Below are 19,045 nucleotides of genomic sequence, written 5' to 3'. Positions count from 1 at the left end.
AGGCGGTCGAGGCCGTGCTCGCACGACTGGCCGGCGAGGAGAGTCAAGCTCGTGGCCGGCTCGCCGCCCTGAGGGCCGAGTTGGCTTCCGTCGATGCTACGCAAACAAGAATCCGGGTGCGTCTCCCCGCCAGCAGCGCATTGGCCACACCCACGACGGCTGAGCAGAAGGTGAAGCTGTTCCGGCAGCTTTTCCGCGGTCGACAGGATGTCTTTCCCACGCGCTTCGTCAACAAACGGACCAGCAAGCCGGGGTACGCACCGGCCTGCCGGAACAAGTTCGTGCGGGGAGTGTGCGAGCTTCCGAAGATAAAGTGCGGCGAGTGCCCGAACCAGGCGTTCGTCCCGGTGGATGACGCGGCCATCCTGGCGCACCTGCGAGGCCAGCATGTCATGGGCGTGTACCCCCTTCTGGAAGACGAGGCCTGCTGGTTCTTGGCTGTCGACTTCGACAAGAGGAACTGGGCCGAGGACGTCGCCGCGTTCATTGCCACCTGTCGGGAGGTCGGCCTTCCTGCTTCGGTCGAACGCTCACGTTCGGGCAACGGAGCGCACGTATGGTTCTTCTTCAGCGAGCCCATCGCCGCGGCAGCCGCCCGAAAGATGGGCTGTTACCTCATCACGGAGACGATGTCTCGCCGTCATGAGCTCAGCTTGGACTCCTACGACCGCCTGTTTCCGAGCCAGGACACGATGCCCAGGGGTGGCTTCGGCAACCTGATCGCGCTACCGCTCCAGCATGGACCACGGCAGCACGGGAACTCGGTCTTCCTCGACGACCACCTCCAGCCGTACCCCGACGACCGGCAGTGGGCACACCTGGCCGGGGTGCCGCGGATCGACCGACGTACCGTCGAAACCATCGCCGGCGAAGCGACCCGGCGCGGCTCGGTCATCGGTGTTCGGGCTGCCGAGCCAGTGGAAGAGGACGAGTTAGCCCCGTGGACATGTCCCCCTTCCGGCCGGGCAGAATTCGTTCCGATCCTAGGGCCGCTGCCCTCGCGAGTCCGCGCGGTTCTCGCTCAGCGGTTGTTCGTGGAAAAGGTCGGTCTACCGTCGCCATTGCTCAACCAAATCAAGCGGCTCGCCGCGTTCCAGAACCCGGAGTTCTACAAGAAGCAGAGCATGCGGTTATCGACCGCAATGACGCCGCGGGTGGTCGGCTGCGCCGAGGAATTTCCACAGCACATCGGTCTACCACGAGGGCTTGGGCCCGAGCTCAAGGATCTGCTTCGTCAGCACTCGGTCGCGCTGGAGGTTGAGGACCAACGCGAGAGCGGAAAGGCTGTCAGGTTCCATTTCCAGGGCAGTCTGGCGGGAGTGCAGAAAAAGGCGGTGGGAGCCCTTCTCGCGCACGACATCGGGGCCTTCGTCGCACCACCTGGAGTCGGCAAGACGGTGGTCGGGACGTACCTCGTCGCGGAGCGCGGTTGTAGCACACTCATCCTCGTGCACCGCCAACCTCTGCTCGATCAGTGGCTCGCTCAGCTCTCTCTCTTCCTGGGAATCGACGTCAAGGAGATCGGACAGATTGGGGCGGGGAAGCGATCGGCGAACGGCCACTTGGACGTCGCCATGATCCAGAGTCTCGTCCGCAGCGGCAAGGTTGCCGACCTCGTCGCCAATTACGGACAGGTGATCGTGGACGAGTGCCACCACGTGCCCGCGGTCTCCTTCGAACGTGTGTTGGCGGAGGTGAAAGCCCGATATGTCGTCGGGCTGACAGCAACGCCGCAGCGACGAGACGGCCACGATCCAATCATCGAGATGCAGATCGGCCCCGCTCGCTTCACGGTCGACCCGAAGGGCCAAGCTGCGCGGCGGCCGTTCGAGCACCGCCTCATCGTGCGAGAGACGCGCTTCAAGGTTCCGCTCCGCGACAGAGCTCCAAGTATCCAGGAGCTCTACGCTGCGCTGGCGAGGAACGAAAGGCGCAACGAGCTGGTGCTCAACGATGCGATCGCTTGCCTGGAGGAAGGGCGGTCACCGATTCTGCTGACTGAGAGGCGGGACCATCTCGACTACTTCGCCGAGAAGTTACGGAAGTTCGCTCGGCATCTCGTCGTTCTTCACGGTGGCATGACGTCGGGCGCAAGAAAGGCAGTCAAGGATCAGCTTTCAGCTATCCCGCCCGAGCAAGAGCGACTCGTCCTGGCGACCGGGCGATACATCGGAGAGGGGTTTGACGACCCTCGGCTCGACACGCTCCTTCTGGCCCTACCCGTTTCGTGGAAGGGGACGCTCGTTCAGTATACGGGCCGGCTTCATCGGCTGCACCCAGGAAAGACAGAGGTTCGCATCTTCGACTACGTGGACCGCGAGGTGCCGATGCTGCTTCGAATGTTCGAACGTCGGCTGCGTGGTTACCGGGCTATCGGGTACGCTCGAGAAGACGCACCGCTGGGCCTTGTCGAGGCAACGCAAGAAGAGCGGGTCGAGGACGCCGGCGGCCGTCGTCCCACCGGGGACTTTCTCGATTTCTCCTGAGAATGCCTTGGTGGCGTGCGGGCGAGGGCCCGAGGATCTGGGTGGGTACAGCCGGATCGCAGCAAGTAGCGCCGGCTGATGCTTTCTGCGGTCAGGAGGCACCTGGACCGCGAACTTGAGGCACAATACGGGCTGGAGGAGCCCCTGCCTAAGCTGGATTCACGTAACGAGCCCGCCTACTCGATCACCGAAGCCGGCCGCTACTTGAGGCTGTCGCCCGCCACGTTGCGGTCCTGGTTCTTGGGACGGCCCTACCCGACGGCCAAGGGGCTCAGCCAGTTCGCCCCGGTCTTGAGGCTGGCGAAGAGGGACCCGGCGACGCTTTCCTTCTCGAACCTGATCGAGGCTCACGTCCTGCGAGCGCTCCGGACCGAGCACGGCGTTCCGCTCGTCGAGGTTCGCCAGGCGCTCGCGTACGCTCAGCAGAAGCTGAACATCGACCAGCTACTGTTGCGGGAGGAGCTCCGGACGGCCGGCGGGAAGTTATTTCTCGACCGATATGGAGAACTAGTGAACCTCTCCGCCTCAAGCCAGCTCGCGATGCGCAAGGTCTTCGAAGCTCACCTCACGCGTGTCGAATGGGGGAAGCTCCGGTCCGCAGTTCGCCTCTACCCGTTCGTGGTTTCAGAGGGTGTCGACGCCAAGCCTATCATGATCGACCCGCAGATCTCCTTCGGCCGTCCGGTGGTCGGCAAGGCGTTCATTTCCACACGTATCATCCTCGACCGGATCGATGCAGGGGAGAAAGTCGAGAATGTCGCGCGCGACTACGACCTCACGAACGCGGCGGTTGAGGAGGCCGTCGTCTTCGAGCGGGCGGCTTGACACTCGTCTTCTTCACCGATCGCGACCTCGGCAACGCCTTTCCGGAGATCCTGAAGCGCGCGGGGTTTGCCGTCGAGCGACACCGCGAACACTTCCCGCCCGACTGTCCCGACGAGGACTGGTTGGCGGAGGTCGGCAAGCGTGAATGGGTCGCTCTGAGCCACGACACCCGGATCCGGTACAAGCCGAACGAGCTCGCGGCGGTTATCCGGCACCAAGTGCGACTCTTGGTGATCGTCGGCAAAGCCCCGTTCCCAGACCTGGCCGCGTCGTTCGTGGCGACCAGAGAACGCATCGAGGCCTTTCTCGAGGACGCACCTGCGCCGGTCATCGCAAAGGTCTACCGGGCAACTCCAGCGCAGCTCGCCGAGAGCGCAGGCGCGGCTGGCCGCATCGAGCGCTGGTATCCGAAGTAGAGAGACATTGCCATTGCGCAGGAAACCAAGCACCGACAATGGAGTAGGTGTGCCGTGGGCGAACGGACGTTCTGACGTGCTGGCCCGAGGTCAGGACTGTGCACTACGCGTGTCACTTCGGGCCGTCTAAAGGGGTCTTTTCGTGTCGGCGCGTGTCGGGGCGTGCCGCCGGAACTCGCTGAGGAATCTCAGCAAGTCGTTGAGGGGCTCGCCTACTCTTCTCGCCTGTCACGTCGGAGGTCGCGGGTTCGAGTCCCGTCCACCCCGCCATCCTTGAGCGGTCCATTCGTGTCGCCCTTTGTCGGCGCTTGTCTCCGGAACCCGCTGAGGGGTCCATTTAGGGGACGCCTGAGGCCGGCCCAGAACCAGTGAGAGCTGGCTCTCAGCCCACAGGACCTCGCGCGACCCCTCGGGATCACCGGTGCCGATTTCAGCAGAAGTCAATTGGCTCCTAGGCCTCATTTCTACCCTTGGGAAAATAGTGGAAAAATAGCGAAAAAAGGTTGACAAGGATTGTAGTTATTGTCGAAAATATGAAGTATTTTCTAGGTGGGAAGGGCGATCAATGTGGAAAACGGGTTTCGCCGGACTTTGCGCTCTGTGCCTCTGGGGCTGCAACCAGACGCTTCTTACCGAGGTGGTCCCCACAAGGCCGAACCCCCCTGTGGTCGCGCCCCTTCCGGGCACAACCCCAATCACGATCAACCCTGTGCCGTCAGCGAAGCCGACCCCCGCCCCCGCTCCGGCGCTCGCGCCCACCCCGACACCAAACACTCCCCTACCTTCTCCCACACCAGCACCTGTGACCTCTTCTTGCCCCCTCAAGGTGGATGGAAACCATTATGTGAAAGTAATAGTCGCCAGCTTTGGTGGTGGTCACTACACGGAGAGCACTCAGTTGTGTGTGAATTCCCCTCCCAATGACATGCCCTTGGGACATTGTGGGACCCGTTGTTGCTACATCGGAGTGATTGACGTTCCTACTTCCTACGCGACGTGCGATGACGAACTATTCGGTGGTCCTCCCACTTGGACCGTGTCCGGTCCAGCTGATATTACTGTTGATCCCTCGCAGCCCTACAATGTGCTGGTGTCCCGTTCAGCAAACGGAACGGTTACCTTGTCCGCCTGTGGGAGCAAGGGACCCTGTGGGAGTGCGGATGCCCCTTAATCAGGTTTCCTACTAAGTCACTCTCTCCCGGGACCGGTTCATCCGTCTTCCTGCACCAACTCCATTCCTCCGCTTCTCGCATCGCCCGTCTCCGCAACGCAACGTGGCGACAATCGAACATCACAAGACACTCACACGCGGGCCCCCGACCGGAAGGCTCGTTAGAAGTCGCTCAAAGGCTTGGACCCTCTCGAAGTGGCAGAAGCGGGTGGGAGTCGAATCTGCTGAGGCGGTCTAGTCCGTACTACTACGCACCTCAAAGGACCTAGGGACCCCCTGTCCAGTCTGTCGACACCGTGCCAATTGGGAACCCGGACCACTTGCAGGGGGGTAGACGACTTCGCTCGAGTCCAGAGGAGCCGGTCAGTCGCGAGCTAGGCGGCGTTATGGGTACCGACACCTAGCCTCTCGCTTTGCGCCCCTGACCGGCTACGGCCGAGGGCCGTAAGTCCCGTCTTTCGTATAGCCGCTACGGGCCTGCGGTCGCCGGCAGGTTCGGAACGACGCCCGCGAGCTGCTTCTCCGTCAGCAGCTCGTTGAACTTCACGAGGTCAGTCGAGAAGACTTCGTCCAGCGCCTTGCGGGATTTCGCCGCCTCGTCGTGCAGGAGCTGGTGCACCTCGCGCTGCGCCGCGGTCGGAGCGAAATCGCTCTCGGCGACACGGCCTAGCAGGTAGAGCAGCTGCTCCGCCATCTTCATCGGCCAGCGCAGGATGTCCTGGCCGCGGCCGGTGACGCGCATTTGGAACAGCGTCTCCTCGACGGCCACGATCTTCTTGTCGAGCGCCTCGGCCGCGTCCTTCACGTTCTTGTGAAGCGGCTCCTTCCCGTCCTTCTTCTCCCCGAGCCGCACCTGGAGCCCCGCGAGCTGCCCGCGCGCGTTCTCGGCCTGGTTGATGGCTTCGATCGTCTGCTTCACGTCGTCGAGCAGGTCCTTGACCAGGTCTCCCTGAGCGCGGACTTCAACCTCGCTGCCGCCTGCACCCGGATCCTTGAGGAGTGTGACGGGCTGGGCCAACTCGCGGTCGCCGACCCTGATCTTGAGCTTGTACTCACCGATCGGCGCGAGGACGGCTAGCCGCTGGACGCCCGGCGCGGGGACCCCCTCGACGCCCACCGTGATGTACTTCGCGCTGAGCGGGCTCGTACGCAGCCGCGCCTCGAGCGTCTTGTCGAAGGCGAGATCCCAGTACGCGCGGTTCAAGCCCGCCTTCGCCGGCCCCTTGAACGTCCGCACGACGGTTCCCGACACGTCCTCGACCTTGATCTCGATCTCGTCCCTCTGCTCGCCGCTCTCCTTGTCCTTTTCGCCCTTGATCGCCGACGGCAGCCAGTAGTGAATCGGCACGCCGTCTTGCGGATTAAAGCCGGCAACCGGATCGTAGAAAGCCGCATACGGAGCTTCGGCGCCGCGGAAGCGGTAGGTCGGCCGCGGCGGCAGGAGCTGCGCCTCTTTCGGCGCGCTGCCGGCGAACTGCCGCAACGCGGTCAGGTCGTCCAGGATCCAGAAGCCGCGGCCGTAGGTGGCGACCACGAGGTCACCGAAGCGCTCCTGAACGGCGAGGCCGTAGACGGGCGCGTGCGGCAGGCCCGACTGAAGCTGCTGCCACTGCGCGCCGTCGTCGAATGACACATAAACGCCATTTTCGGTTCCTACGTATAGCAGGCCGCGGCGCGACGGATCCTCGCGTAGTACGTGGGCGTAGGAGAGCGGGCTGTGTGGGATCCCGGCGACGATCGGCTTGAAGGTGCGGCCGTAGTCAGAAGTCTTGAAGACCCACGGCTCGCGGTTGTCGACCTGGTGCAGGTCGTAGACGACGTAGGCTGTACCTGCGTCGAACCGCGAGGGCTCGATCCAGCTCACGGTGCCCCACGCGGGCACGCCGGGCACATGAGCGGTGACGTTCGTCCAGTTCTTGCCGCCGTCCTGCGTTACATGGAGCTGCCCGTCGTTGGTCCCGGCCCAGATCAGCCCCGCCTTCGACCGCGACTCGGCGATCGCGAACACGACGCCCGCGTACTCGACGCCGATGTTGTCGGGGGTGAGGCCGCCCGAACTCTGCTGCCGCGCCTTGTCGTTCAGCGTGAGGTCCGGGCTGATCACCTGCCAGGTGGTGCCGCCGTCGGTCGTCTGATGGACGTGCTGACTGCCGACGTAGATCCGGTTGTGGTCGTGAGGCGAGATCGTCAGCGGGAACGTCCATACGAAACGGTACTTCAGATCCGCAGCCGGCCAGCCGATAGTAGCGCGCGGCCAGACCTCTACGCTACGGGCTGTGTTGGTGCGCGCGTCGTAACGGGTGACGATCCCGCCGACGCTGCCGAAGCCCGACGCGCTCGACCAGACGATAGACGGTTCTTCGGGGTCGGGGGTCGCCCAGCCGCTCTCGCCACCGCCGACGCCCATCCACATGCCGCGCGTGATGTTGGGCTGATCATCCTTGACGCCGAGCTTGCTGTTGCTCGGACCACGGCTCGACGGCCCGTCCTGGCGGTTGCCGTAGACCCAGTACGGGATCCGGTCGTCTACGGCCACGTGATAGATCTGCGCGATCGGGAGCTGGACTTGGAGCCACGTCTTCGCGCGGTTGGTGCTGATCGAGACCCCGCCGTCATGGCTCACCGCGATCCGGTTGCCGTTGGTCGGATCGATCCAGATGTCGTGGTGGTCACCCCCGGGCGCATCGAGCGGCGGCGGATCGATGATTGTCTTGCCCCCGTCGCGCGTCTTCGCCCACGCTGCCGTGAGGAAGTACGCCTCGTCTGGATCGTCGGGCTCGACGCCCATCCTGTTGTAGTAGTGTGTGCGACCAGCGACCTGGCGGTCGGGGGTCATGAGCGCCCACTTCTCACCGCCGTCGTCCGAGCGCCAGAGGCGCCCCGTAGGGGTGTCGTTCCCCTTCCACGGCTGGCCGTCGCCCACTTCGAGCAGCGCGTAGACGCGGCCCGAGTTGGCACGCGTCATGGCGAGGCCCACCTTGCCCCACGGCTTGGGCGGGAGGCCGGTGCCTTCGACCGGCTTCCAGGTCAGGCCGCCGTCGCTCGATCGATACATGCCGCTGCCCGGCCCGCCGCTCTCGCGGCCCCAGGTGTGGATCTCGAGCTGCCACATCCCGGCGAAGAGTACTCGCGGGTTGTTGGGATCCATCACGAGGTCGGAGCAGCCGGTCCTCTCGTCGACGAACAGCGTTTTCGCCCACGTCTTGCCGCCGTCGCTCGTCCGGAAGACGCCGCGGTCGGGTTGGGGGCCGTACGCCGTACCGAGCGCGCAGGCGAGCGCGATGTCGGCATCGCGCGGGTCGACGAGGATACGGCTGATTCGTCCCGTCGCCTCGAGCCCGGCGCGCGCCCAGGTGCGGCCGGCGTCGACTGACCGGTAGACGCCCCAGCCGATCGAGATGTTGCTGCGGATGAAGGCCTCCCCCGTTCCCGCCCACACCACGTTGGAATCGGACGGAGCTACGGCCAGCGCGCCGATTGACGACACCGATTGGTCGTCGAAGATGGCCTGCCAGTGAACGCCGCCGTCGCTAGACTTGAAGATCCCGCCGGAGGCGGCACCCGCGTAGTAGACGCTCGGATCGCCGGGAATGCCCGCAATGGCGGAGACACGATTGCCCTCGGGGCCGATGTAACGGAACTTCAGGGCCCCGAAGGGGCCGCTAGCAGGAGCGGCCGGGGACGGCGAGGCCTTCGGCGACGAGGTCGCCGCGGGCTTCGCTGCGCCCGGCGGCCTCTCCGCCGCACCGAGCGTCGCGCTCATCAAGACCGCAAGCCCGAGGGTCAATTGGGTTGCCTTCACCATCGCCACCTCCCATCCCCCAGAAAATCGCGGCCGAGTGTACCACCGACCTCGAGCGGAGAACGGATCGGATGGCCATCCTGCATACCGGAACGCGTTGAGGCGTCACAGGGAGTCGTTGACCGACTCCGAGTCCCGTCCACCGCTATTCTTTAACAAGCTATGGTCGTCGGCTTCGTCTGCGGGGGCCGGCCCGGGGTCCGGATGGGTTGCCCTTGGGCGTAGATGGTCGGCGGTTCAGCTCCCGTGCTACCCTTTCGCCTGTCACCTGGGAGATCGCGGGTTCGAGTTCTCTCCACACCGCCACTCTTGAACAAAGTTAGCTTGGGCTCGGTAGGCGGCCGCCAGTCTCCGCGGCGGCCGTGAGCAGCAGCCCGCGCTGAGGCGAGCCGTGCAAAGCGTCCATCAGGTCGTCGACCACCGGTGAGCGCAGCCCGCCAGTCGCGAGCACGGCTCGCAGCACCACGCATGGCAACGCCGGACTGACGCGCACCTCGGCGAGCACGCCGTCGCGCAGCTCCGGCTCGACGGCGTGCTGCGGCAAGAGGCCGAGCGCGGTCCCGCCGGCCAGGATCCCTCGCTTCACACCCTCGATGGTGCCCATCGCCTGGATGCGCGGAGCCGGAACCCCGGCCGCCTCGAAGTGCTGCCGCAGCGTCTGATGGTAGTTCCCCCCCGCGTCGCACATGTAGAAGTCGCAGCGGCGAAGCTCGTCCGCCGCGGCGACGCCACGCGTCAGCGGGTGGGTTGGGGCGCCGAGGATCAGCAGGCGCGCCTTCGCCAGGATTGCGCCGGCCTCGGGCCCGGTCTCAGGCTCGAGCACCAAGCCGAGGTCGCTCTCGCCCGCGCCGACGCGCTCGCGGATCTCGCCGCAACTGCCGGTGAGCACCTCCACGCGCACCGACGGCCACCGAGCGCGAAGGGCGGCCAGTCGCGACGGGAGCACATAGGCGCCGATCGACTCGACGGCTGAGACCACCAGCGTGGCGTTGACGCGGGTCGATGCGTCGGCGAGCGCCCCGACGAGCTCGCTGCTCAGTGCGAACATGCGGCGCGCGTACCCGAGGAGGACCACGCCCGACGGGGTCAGCGCCGGCATGCCTTTGGCCGCCTTGCGAAACAGCTCGACGCCCAACGTGCGCTCCAGCGCGCTTAGCGTTTCGGAAACCGTCGACTGCGAGATGCCGAGCGCCCGGGCCGCGCGCGTGTGGGTCCCGGCGTCGACCACCGCCGCGAAGACCCGCAGGTGCCGCAGTTCCAAGTCGGTCTTCACCGCACGACATTATCATCGACCTCGCCGATAGGCAGCATCGGCGTTTTGGTGCGGGGGCCGCGCGCCGGTACGGTGGCGCCATGCTCTCACTCGAGCCGCACGCGGTCACCCTGCTGGTCGTCGACCTCCAGGTCGGATTCGACGAGCCGTGCTGGGGTCGGCGCAACAACCCCTGCCTGGAGCAGCGAACCTCCGAGTTGCTGCGCGCGTGGCGCCCGACCGGGCGCCCTGTCGTACACGTGCGGCACATGTCGACCAAACCGTTGTCGCCGCTGCGCCCCGGTCAGCCCGGGAACGAGTTCAAGCCCGAGGGGGCTCCCCTTGCGGGCGAAGCGGTGATCGAAAAGCGCGTCAACAGCGCCTTCATCGGGACGTCCCTCGAGACCGATCTGCGGCGCGCCGGGTGTAGCGGGTTGGTGATCGTGGGGCTCACGACGAATCACTGCGTCTCGACCACCGCACGCATGGCCGGAAACCTGGGATTCGCGACCTGGGTCGTGTCCGACGCGACGGCCACCTTCGATCGCGTTGGCCCCGACGGTGTCGAGCATCTCGCTGAGCACATCCACGCAATCGCGCTGTCGGACCTCCACGGCGAGTTCGCCACTGTGGTCGACACAGGTGCGGTGATCGCCGCCTTGCAGGTTCCCAATTCCTCGAGGAGTGCGTCATGAGCCCGACGCGCATCGTGGTCGTCGCGGCGATGCTGGGCCTTTTCGCACGTATCGCCCCGATCTCCGTGGGTGGCCAAGTGTCCGTGCCTGGGGCGCAGGGCTCGGCGCTGAAGGGCATAGAGCTGAGCGATTTGGATCATGCCGCGGACCCGTGCACCGACTTCTACGCGTTCGCCAACGGCGCCTGGCGCGCCGCGAACCCCATCCCGGCCGGGACACAGCGCTGGAGCCGGCGAGCGGCCGCGCGCGAGGCGAACCGACAGCAGTTGAAGACCCTCCTGGAGGAGCTGGCCGCCAGGGCCGATCGACCCCGTGGAAGCGTCGAGCAGCAGCTTGGGGATCATTTCGCATCGTGCACGAACGAGGCGGCGATCGACGCTGCGGGTACGACCCCGCTGGCTCCTTTGCTGGCGGACATCGCCGGTGTCCAGGATGCCGCCGGCGTCCAACGGATGATCCGCCGGCTTCACGAGCTGGCCGTCCCGGCTCCGTTGGTGGTCACCGGCGCCTCGGACTACCACGATCCGGCCAGCGTGGTCGCGAACATCGCTGCCGGCGGTCTGGGGTTGCCGGATCGCGACTACTATCTGAAGCCCGAGCCGCGCTTCGCGGAGGCGCGCGAGAAGTATCGAGCGCACGTGGCCAGCGTCTTGACGCTCGCCGGAATGGTCGCCGGGCCGGCGCGGAAGGCCGCAGACGAGATCCTCGCGCTCGAAACACGCCTGGCCGAGGCAAGCTTGCCGGCCTCGCAGGCCGCCGATCCGGCGACGACAGCGCACAAACTGACCTTCGCGCAACTCTCGCAGCTCGCTGCGCGCTTCGACTGGGGACGCTACTTCGCAGAGGCCGGGCTCCCGCGGATCGATGTCAACGTCGCCGAGCCCGCGTTTCTCGAGCGCCTGAACCGAGAGCTCGAGACGACGCCAGTGACGGTATGGAGGGCTTATCTGACGTGGCACCTGCTCGAGTCGGCGGCGCCGTGGCTTTCGAAGCCTTTCGCCGACGAGTCCTTCGCCTTCAGGGACAAGTACCTCGGCGGGGCGACCGCGGTGAAGCCCCGGGCGATGCGCTGTCTCGAATCGACGGAGGCATTGCTCGGAGAGCCCCTCGGCCGCATGTACGCCGAGCGGTACTTTCCTCCCGCCGCCAAGGCCAAGGTCCAGGAGATGGTCCGTACCCTGCTCGCAGTCTTGAAGGACGACCTCCGCGAGCTGAAGTGGATGTCCGACACGACCAAGCGGCAGGCCCTCGCGAAGGTGGAAGCCTACGACGTGAAGGTGGGCTACCCCGACGCGTGGACCGACCACTCGGCGCTCGTCATTCGCCGTGACGCGTTCTGGGCCAACGTGGCCGCGTGTCGGCGCTTCGGCGTCGAGGCCGACCGCAAGCGCGTTGGGCAACGCACGAGCCGCGCGATCTGGCAGCTGCCGCCGTCGTCACCTGATGCGTACATCGACGTCCAGCTCAACCTGATGGCCTTGCCGGCTGGCTTCCTGCAAGCGCCGGCGTTCGACCTTGCCGCATCGGACGCCGTGAACTACGGTGCGATTGGGATCGGGGTTGCACATGACCTCACGCACGCGATCGACGCCCTGGGTGCCGAATTCGACTCGACGGGGCAGCCGCGGAACTGGTGGATGGAGGCCGATCGCGACGCGTTCGAGAAGCTCGGCCAGTGCGTCGTCGATCAGTACGACGGCTATGCGATCGAGCCCGGCGTGCACCACCAGGGAAGGCAAGTCCTCGGTGAGGCGCTCGGCGATCTCGCCGGCGTGCGCTTGGCGTACGTGGCCCTCCAGCGATCGATGGAGAGTGACCCGGTGCCCGTGATCGACGGCCTCAGCCCCGCACAGCAGTTCTTCATCGCCTGGGGTCAGTTCCGCGGCGCGGTCGAGAGCACGGAGCTGCAGCGTCAAATGGTGAAGGCGGATCCGCACCCGACCTCCAAGTACCGAGTGATCGGGCCGCTGTCGAATGCGCCGGAGTTCCAGCAGGCCTTCGCATGCAGGGCCGGATCGGCCATGGTGAGGCCGCCCGAGCAGCGCTGCCTGGTCTGGTAGTCCCCGCAGAGGTGCCGTGGTGACCGTGACTACGTACTCTTGCGGATGAAAACCGTCGGCTGACGCTGGACGGTCTTGCGGGTCGGACCCTTGACATGGCCTTCCGCGGAGCACTGCGTGAGGCGCAGGACTCCTCGCGATCCACGACCACGGCGGCGATCATGATCGGAAGCACGCCCTTTTCAGCGCAGACCCTGGTGGCTAGAACCGAGACGGTGAGCCCTCGGACAACGTCGCCCGCGACGATCACAGGGCGCCGCTTCAGGCGCCGAGAAGCGCGACGAAATACAATCGGCAAGGAGGCAACCTTTATGACCCCACGAGCCCCTTACGTACTTCTTTGCGCCGCCGCCTTGATGGGTTCCCACGCGGCTGCGCAGAAGCCCGATGTGATCTATGACGAAGCGAAGGTGCCCAAGTACTCCCTGCCGGATCCGCTGGTCATGAACAATGGCGAGCGGGTTCGCGACGCGAGCACCTGGACCAGCCGGCGGCGGCCCGAGATTCTCGAAATCTACCGCACCGAAGTGTACGGGCGCAGCCCGGAACGACCGGCCTCGATGGCCTTCGATGTGGACTCGGTCGAGAGGCACGCTCTGGGCGGCCGGGCCGTACGCAAGCAGGTCACCATCTCCGTCGCAGCCGGGACCGGTACCCTAAAGATGAAGGCCCTCATCTATTTGCCGACGGGTGCGACAAAACCGGTCCCGCTGTTTCTGGCCCTGTCTTTTGTGGGCAATGAGGCGGTGTCCGCCGATCCGGGGGTTGCCCTCGGCGATCGGTGGGTACGCGACGCCGTCAGCAACGAAATGGTCAAGCAGCGCGCGCCCGAGGCGTCGCGCGGATCCAGCGCCCAGCAGTGGCAGCTAGATCAGATATTGGGGCACGGCTACGGGCTGGCCACGGTTTTCTACGGCGACATCGAACCGGATTTCGTCGGGGGCATGAAGTACGGTGTGCGGTCCCTCTTCCTCAAACCGGGCCAGACCGAGCCCGCGGCGGACGACTGGGGCGCCATCGCCGCGTGGTCGTGGGGCCTGAGCCGCACGATGGATTATGTCGAGACCGACCGCGATATCGACGCCGCGCGCGTGGCCGTCATGGGCCACTCGCGGCTGGGCAAGGCTGCGCTGTGGGCGGGCGCTCAGGACACGCGCTTTTCAATGGTGATTTCAAATGAGTCGGGCGAAGGCGGCGCCGCCATCAGCCGCCGCCTCTACGGCGAGCGGACCAAGGACCTGAACACCCGGTTTCCGCACTGGTTCGACGGCAATTTCAAAAGGTACAGCGACCACGAAGACCGGATGCCGTTCGATTCGCACATGCTGCTGGCGTTGATTGCTCCTCGCGCTCTTTACGTGTCGAGCGCCGAGGAAGACCGTTGGTCCGATCCGCGCGGCGAGTTCCTGGGCGCCGTGAATGCGGGGCCTGTCTATGAGCTTCTGGGCGAAAAGGCGCTCACCGCGGAGGCCATGCCGGGCTTGCACCAGCCGGTCGGGCACACGGTGAGGTATCACATTCGCGCGGGCAAGCATGATGTGACCGCATACGACTGGGAGCAGTATCTGAAATTCGCCGACGTGCAGTGGAGCCACAAAGCTCAGTCACCGTAAGGGTGCTGCCTTCGCGGTGCCAGCGAGCGTGGGATGGTCGTGAGGCTTCCCGGCCATGCCGCGTGCCTAAGTGACGAAGAACGCCCGCGACGCCTCGCTAGTGGCGGACGACCGGGGCCGCCTCCGGCGACGGGCTTTACGGGGTGACAAAGTCCTCGCTCGGAGGTAGGGGCAAGCTCTTGTCGTCGCCCGTTCGCAAACCGCTGGCAGGACGAGCCTGGGAATCAGCTCCTGGAAGTGTGGCCCGTGCCCTTTACGCCCATCGCGAGCGTCAGCCCGAGGCCACCAGGTACGCGGGGAAGGCCCCGGCTACGCCGGGGCCTTCCCGGGAACGACGACGGTTGGCTTGCTATGGCGAGCAAGGCACGAACGGCACGGTGATCAGGGTCGTGTTGGGGAAGTCGTACCAGCCGTTCTGAGCGCTGGAAGGCTTCTCGCCCGTGAACCAGGGCAGCATGACCAGATCTTGCAGATGGTAGGTGTACCCGTGAAGTTCGATGGGCACAGTCGGGAAGTCATCGAACGTCGCCCCATTGCCCTCCGGGTCGCCGACCTCGAGGAAGGGGTTGAAAGCACAGGTCGATCGCGGGTCACTGTCGGGTGGGTACTTCCATGCCGGCACGACATTGTTGACATACGGGTCGTTGAGCAGCTCGGCGAGCTCGTGATTGAAGGTGCTGACGTCGGCGAGGAGGTCGCCGAAAGCGGCCGGCTCGAGCCAGCTCGTGTAAATCAACGTCTGCAGGACATCGGTGCCGTCGTCCTTCCCGACCGAGAAGGCGTCGTGATAGCCGAGGGCCACGTCTGCGGAGACGTTGTAAGTGACGAAGATCGGTACCTCGTCGGGTTCGATATCGATGGATTGCAGGATGGTGTGGATCGTCGAGTCCAAGGCGCCGAACTTCAGGGAGCCGATGAGCATGCTGTTCGGATCGCTGGGGGGGGCGGTCAAGAAAAGATCGCCAATGTCCGGCTCCACCAAGACGTCGAAAGTGCGGGCGACCCGCGGCTGGTCCAGCCTGACATGCCAGCTGTGGTCGGCGTCCATCTTGTTCCAGAACGTGGCGCGCTGTATTTGATCGCCAAACTGCCCGACTCCGTTCGGGAAGGATGCCTCCTTATACATGGGCGAGTTCATGATGTTGTTGACGGCCTTGCCCGGTTCGAAGATCACCGGGTTTTGCTCGAAGAAGACGAAGTTCATCCGGAGGGGCACGATCACCGTGCGAAGGGTTGTGCTACGACCGGACGCGGGCGGGTGGCCGACCATGGTGTACGGATAGTCGACACCCTGGAAGGTGAAGGACGAAGTGAAATGCGGGAACGAGCGCATGCGCTCGTCGCTGCTATCGGTCTCCGCCCGGTCGATGCCGCCCTTGGCCTTGTAGCCGTGGGCGTGAAGCTCCTTAGCGAAGGCAGCAGGATCAGCGATTACATGGGCGGGCTTGCGGGCAACGGTTGCGGGCGCCGAAGGTTGGGGGGCGGCGAAGACAAGCCCCGGCACCACCAGCAAGCCGACCAGAATTGCCCAACGCAATCTCAGGATCGGGCTTCTTGCCGGACGTCCAACAAACTGTTCCATATCTCGCACGACCTCTTTTCTGTCCATGGACAAATTCATTTGGGCTGACGACCCAGCGTCACCGTTATGGGAAAGGGCGAAGCTCCGTCGGACTGAACTCCGACAGCACTCTCATCGAGCGAAGCGGGGAACAATTCGTCGGCCTCCCAGACACCCATCGCATGTCCCTCGACGTCTTGAGTACAGAGGCGGAATGCTACGCTTCCGGCCGAACGAGCGTCAAGGGGCGCGCGGGTAGAGAAAAGGAATCGTCGCGTGCACGGCTATCTACGGGCGCCTCACGGACTCCGTGGGTTGCGCCTCCCTATCGAGGTTTCGAGGGCGCGGAAAGACGGCCGGGCCCGGCCCCCCGGCTCAATCGATCTCTCCTCCCACCGTCCGCCGCTCCCGTTTGCGGGCTCCCGACCGCTTTTTCTCCGCTAGGCGCCGCTCGCGGGAGGCGTGCGTCTTGCGGGTCGGCCGCCGGGGTTTGGGAGCGCGGAGGCTGCCTTCTATCAGGACCGCCACCTTGTTCCGGGCATCTTCCAGGTTCCGGCCCTGGTCGCGGGTTTTCTGGCTGGTGACGAGGAGCCGCCCGTCGGCATCGCGCCGCCGGGCCGCCGCCTCCGTCAGCCGGCCCCGGGCCCCCTCGTTGAGGCCCTGCACCTGCTCCAGGTCAACCCGCAGCTCGACCTTGGAGGCCACCTTGTTCACGTTCTGGCCCCCGGGGCCGGAGGAGCGCACCATGCGGAGGGTGATGGCGCGGGCGGGGACGACGACGGTGGGGGTCACGTGGATGGGCGCGGGCATGGAGCAGTCTCGAGCCCCGCAACCTAGCCTTCCCTGGGACCCTCGTCAAGCCTTGGCTCCCGCCCTCTCCCGGGCCGGTGCTAGACTCCCTGTTCTTCTCGGGCCCTCCCCGTGTCGAGGGCCCACGGAGGCCGATTGGAGGCGAACCTCACCCCGAGCCTGCTGGCCCTTCTCATTCAGGCCGTGGGCATAACCCTCATCGCCGTCCTTTCTTTCTTCCTGGGCCGGTCGATTGACCGGGTCTACCTGAGCTACTGGTGGAAGGCGTGGACCTGCCTGGCCGCCGCCCTCACCGCGCTCTTTCTGAGCTTCTGGCTGGAGTCCGCTCGGCTCCTGCTTGAGCCTCTCTACTTCTTGGGTGAGTACGCCTTTGGTTACCTGCTCATCGCGGGCTGCCGGAACTACGCGAGGGGAGCTCAGCTCAGGCCCCCGCACCTGCTGGCCCTGATCCCGGGGCTCCTTCTCGCCGTCCTCCTTCCCTCGATCCATCCGGACTTTTCGGGCCGCTTCATCGCCCACTCGGCCATCCTGGCCGGGTTGTTCGGGGTCGCCTTCTGGCAGTTGCAGCAGGGGCGCCCCCACCGCGAAGGCACGGGACTGAGCATCACCTCCGTGGCTCTGCTGGTCCTGAGCCTGAACTTCCTGTCCTACGTGCCCGTGCTCTGGTACTCCCTGGCCAACCAAGTGCGGCTCTTCTCGATCTACAGCTCGTACACCTCCCTCTTCGACTTGATCTTGGAGACTCTGTTGGGCTTCGGGACCGTCATCCTCGTCATGGAGGACGTGCATCGGGAGGCACAGGAAGCCAACCGCGAGCTGCGGTTGGCCCGGGACCGAATGGAGAGCCAGGCCCGCTTGGACCCCCTCACCGAGTCCCTGAACCGTCACGCTTTCTACTCCCTGGTGGAGGACAACCGCCTGTCACCCGAGGCCGCCCCCGGGGGGTGCGTTGCGGTGGTGGACATCGACTCTCTAAAGCCTATCAACGACGCGCTGGGCCACGCCGCGGGCGACGCCGTCATCCGGGCGGTGAGCGGTGCCATCCGCCGGATGGTTCGCGCCGATGACTTGGTCTTCCGCTGGGGCGGGGACGAGTTCTTGATCGTTCTCTTCGGGGTCTCCGAGGAGGAGACCCGTCGGCGCCTGGAGGGACTCGATCCCGCTCTCGCCGGGCTGGCCGTGCCCGGCCTGGCGGAGCCCATCAGCGTCACCGTTTCTTGGGGGATCGCCTCCTTCTCGAGCCCCGCCTCCCTGGAGCGGGCCATCGAGCGGGCCGACGACGCCATGTACTGGCGCAAGAAGGCGCGACGCGAGATCAAGGTGTGACGGAGGTTGAGCCGCGGCATGCGGGCCATGATCTTGGAGGAGCCGGGCCGGCCGCTGAGGGAAGCGGACGTTCCCTCTCCGGCCCCGGGGCCGGGCCAGGTCCTCTTGCGCGTACGGGCCTGCGGCGTCTGCCGCACGGACCTCCACGTCGTGGACGGGGAGCTCCCGGAGCGGAAGCGACCCCTCATCCCCGGGCACCAGATCGTGGGCGTGGTGGAGCGGACGGGGGAAGGGGTCACGGGCCTCGCCCCGGGCGACCGCGTGGGCGTGCCCTGGCTGGGCTGGACCTGCGGTCGGTGCCGCCACTGCCGGGCCGGCCGGGAGAATTTGTGCGACGCCGCTCGCTTCACGGGGTATGACATCGACGGCGGCTACGCGGAGCAGGTAGCCGCGGATGCCCGCTATTGCTTCGCGATCGGGACCGACGAACCCGACTTCAAGGTCGCACCCCTCCTCTGCGCTGGCCTCATCGGCTACCGCTCCCTCCTTCTCGCCGGGGGGGGCGAGAGGCTGGGCCTCTACGGTTTCGGGGCCGCCGCTCACATCGTCATCCAGGTGGCCCGCCATCAGGGCCGCCAGGTCTATGCCTTCACCCGGGCGGGGGACCGGCCGGGCCAGGACTTCGCGCGGGGCCTGGGTGCGATCTGGGCCGGCGACGCCGGCGCTAACCTGCCCCAGCCCCTCGACGCGGCCATAATCTTCGCCCCCGCGGGGGAGCTGGTGCCCGCGGCCCTGCGCGCGGTGGACAAGGGGGGAACCGTGGTCTGCGCCGGCATCCACATGAGCGACATCCCCTCCTTCCCGTACCGCATTCTGTGGGAGGAGCGCATCCTGCGCTCGGTGGCGAACCTGACCCGCCGCGACGGCGAGGAGTTTCTCGACCTCGCCCGCCGCATCCCGGTGCGGATCGAGGCCGAAGCCTTCCCCCTGGCCGCCGCCAACGAGGCCCTGCAGGCGCTACGGGCCGGCCGTATCCGCGGCGCTGCCGTTCTCATTGTTTGAAGGTCCCCCGCTAAGACGCTATCCTG

12 protein-coding genes are annotated in these 19,045 nt (G+C 65.9%); 8 read left to right on the top strand and 4 right to left on the bottom strand.

Annotated features, from left to right (window positions below):
- Positions 1-170: 170 nt before the first annotated feature.
- The 3 genes from VN461_17160 to VN461_17150 all read left to right on the top strand — a co-directional run bounded on the left by VN461_17160 (position 171) and on the right by VN461_17150 (position 3,727).
- Positions 171-2,486: a DEAD/DEAH box helicase family protein gene (locus VN461_17160; GenBank protein HXB56506.1), complete on the top strand. Its 2,316-nt coding sequence runs from the start codon at positions 171-173 to the stop codon at positions 2,484-2,486.
- Between the two features lie 78 nt (positions 2,487-2,564).
- Complete coding sequence (locus VN461_17155; GenBank protein ID HXB56505.1) at positions 2,565-3,311, top strand: DUF433 domain-containing protein; 747 nt, start codon at positions 2,565-2,567, stop codon at positions 3,309-3,311.
- Complete coding sequence (locus VN461_17150; GenBank protein HXB56504.1) at positions 3,308-3,727, top strand: hypothetical protein; 420 nt, start codon at positions 3,308-3,310, stop codon at positions 3,725-3,727. Before VN461_17155 ends, VN461_17150 begins: the two co-directional genes overlap by 4 nt.
- Positions 3,728-5,367: 1,640 nt before the next feature.
- Here VN461_17150 and VN461_17145 read toward each other — a convergent pair.
- Complete coding sequence (locus tag VN461_17145) at positions 5,368-8,709, bottom strand: sialidase (GenBank protein ID HXB56503.1); 3,342 nt, start codon at positions 8,707-8,709, stop codon at positions 5,368-5,370.
- Between the two features lie 310 nt (positions 8,710-9,019).
- Complete coding sequence (locus VN461_17140; protein HXB56502.1) at positions 9,020-9,973, bottom strand: LysR family transcriptional regulator; 954 nt, start codon at positions 9,971-9,973, stop codon at positions 9,020-9,022.
- A gap of 80 nt (positions 9,974-10,053) precedes the next feature.
- Between VN461_17140 and VN461_17135 the strand changes: the two genes are divergently transcribed.
- From VN461_17135 to VN461_17125, 3 genes are all read left to right on the top strand, one after another.
- Entirely contained in the window at positions 10,054-10,647 is a 594-nt protein-coding gene (locus VN461_17135; GenBank protein ID HXB56501.1) for a cysteine hydrolase family protein, read from the top strand.
- Positions 10,644-12,707: a M13 family metallopeptidase gene (locus tag VN461_17130; GenBank protein ID HXB56500.1), complete on the top strand. Its 2,064-nt coding sequence runs from the start codon at positions 10,644-10,646 to the stop codon at positions 12,705-12,707. Before VN461_17135 ends, VN461_17130 begins: the two co-directional genes overlap by 4 nt.
- A gap of 311 nt (positions 12,708-13,018) precedes the next feature.
- The gene (locus tag VN461_17125; GenBank protein ID HXB56499.1) at positions 13,019-14,320 is read left to right on the top strand and encodes an acetylxylan esterase; all 1,302 of its coding nucleotides are present in this window, start codon (positions 13,019-13,021) and stop codon (positions 14,318-14,320) included.
- Positions 14,321-14,669: 349 nt separating this feature from the next.
- On the opposite strand, the gene VN461_17120 is transcribed toward VN461_17125, so the two are convergent.
- The gene (locus VN461_17120; protein ID HXB56498.1) at positions 14,670-15,929 is read right to left on the bottom strand and encodes a hypothetical protein; all 1,260 of its coding nucleotides are present in this window, start codon (positions 15,927-15,929) and stop codon (positions 14,670-14,672) included.
- A 327-nt stretch (positions 15,930-16,256) separates the two neighbouring features.
- Positions 16,257-16,691, bottom strand: coding sequence for an alternative ribosome rescue aminoacyl-tRNA hydrolase ArfB (arfB, locus tag VN461_17115; GenBank protein HXB56497.1), 435 nt, complete (start codon positions 16,689-16,691; stop codon positions 16,257-16,259).
- Between the two features lie 135 nt (positions 16,692-16,826).
- Between arfB and VN461_17110 the strand changes: the two genes are divergently transcribed.
- On the top strand, positions 16,827-18,017 hold the full coding sequence (locus VN461_17110; protein ID HXB56496.1) for a GGDEF domain-containing protein: 1,191 nt from the start codon (positions 16,827-16,829) through the stop codon (positions 18,015-18,017).
- An 18-nt stretch (positions 18,018-18,035) separates the two neighbouring features.
- Positions 18,036-19,019 (top strand): zinc-dependent alcohol dehydrogenase family protein, encoded by a 984-nt coding sequence (locus tag VN461_17105; GenBank protein ID HXB56495.1) that lies wholly within the window; start codon positions 18,036-18,038, stop codon positions 19,017-19,019.
- The last annotated feature ends 26 nt before the right edge of the window (positions 19,020-19,045 follow it).

The organism is Vicinamibacteria bacterium (assembly GCA_035570235.1).
Classification (GTDB): Bacteria; Acidobacteriota; Vicinamibacteria; order Fen-336; family Fen-336; genus DATMML01.
This window is presented reverse-complemented; position numbering and strand designations above follow the sequence as displayed.

What these genes read in the sequence shown, in the direction of transcription:
- arfB (HXB56497.1), bottom strand. Translation starts at nt 16,691, where the DNA reads ATGCCCGCGCCCATCCACGTGACCCCCACCGTCGTCGTCCCCGCCCGC.
- VN461_17130 (HXB56500.1), top strand. Translation starts at nt 10,644, where the DNA reads ATGAGCCCGACGCGCATCGTGGTCGTCGCGGCGATGCTGGGCCTTTTC.
- VN461_17105 (HXB56495.1), top strand. Translation starts at nt 18,036, where the DNA reads ATGCGGGCCATGATCTTGGAGGAGCCGGGCCGGCCGCTGAGGGAAGCG.
- VN461_17125 (HXB56499.1), top strand. Translation starts at nt 13,019, where the DNA reads ATGACCCCACGAGCCCCTTACGTACTTCTTTGCGCCGCCGCCTTGATG.
- VN461_17120 (HXB56498.1), bottom strand. Translation starts at nt 15,929, where the DNA reads ATGGACAGAAAAGAGGTCGTGCGAGATATGGAACAGTTTGTTGGACGT.
- VN461_17155 (HXB56505.1), top strand. Translation starts at nt 2,565, where the DNA reads ATGCTTTCTGCGGTCAGGAGGCACCTGGACCGCGAACTTGAGGCACAA.
- VN461_17135 (HXB56501.1), top strand. Translation starts at nt 10,054, where the DNA reads ATGCTCTCACTCGAGCCGCACGCGGTCACCCTGCTGGTCGTCGACCTC.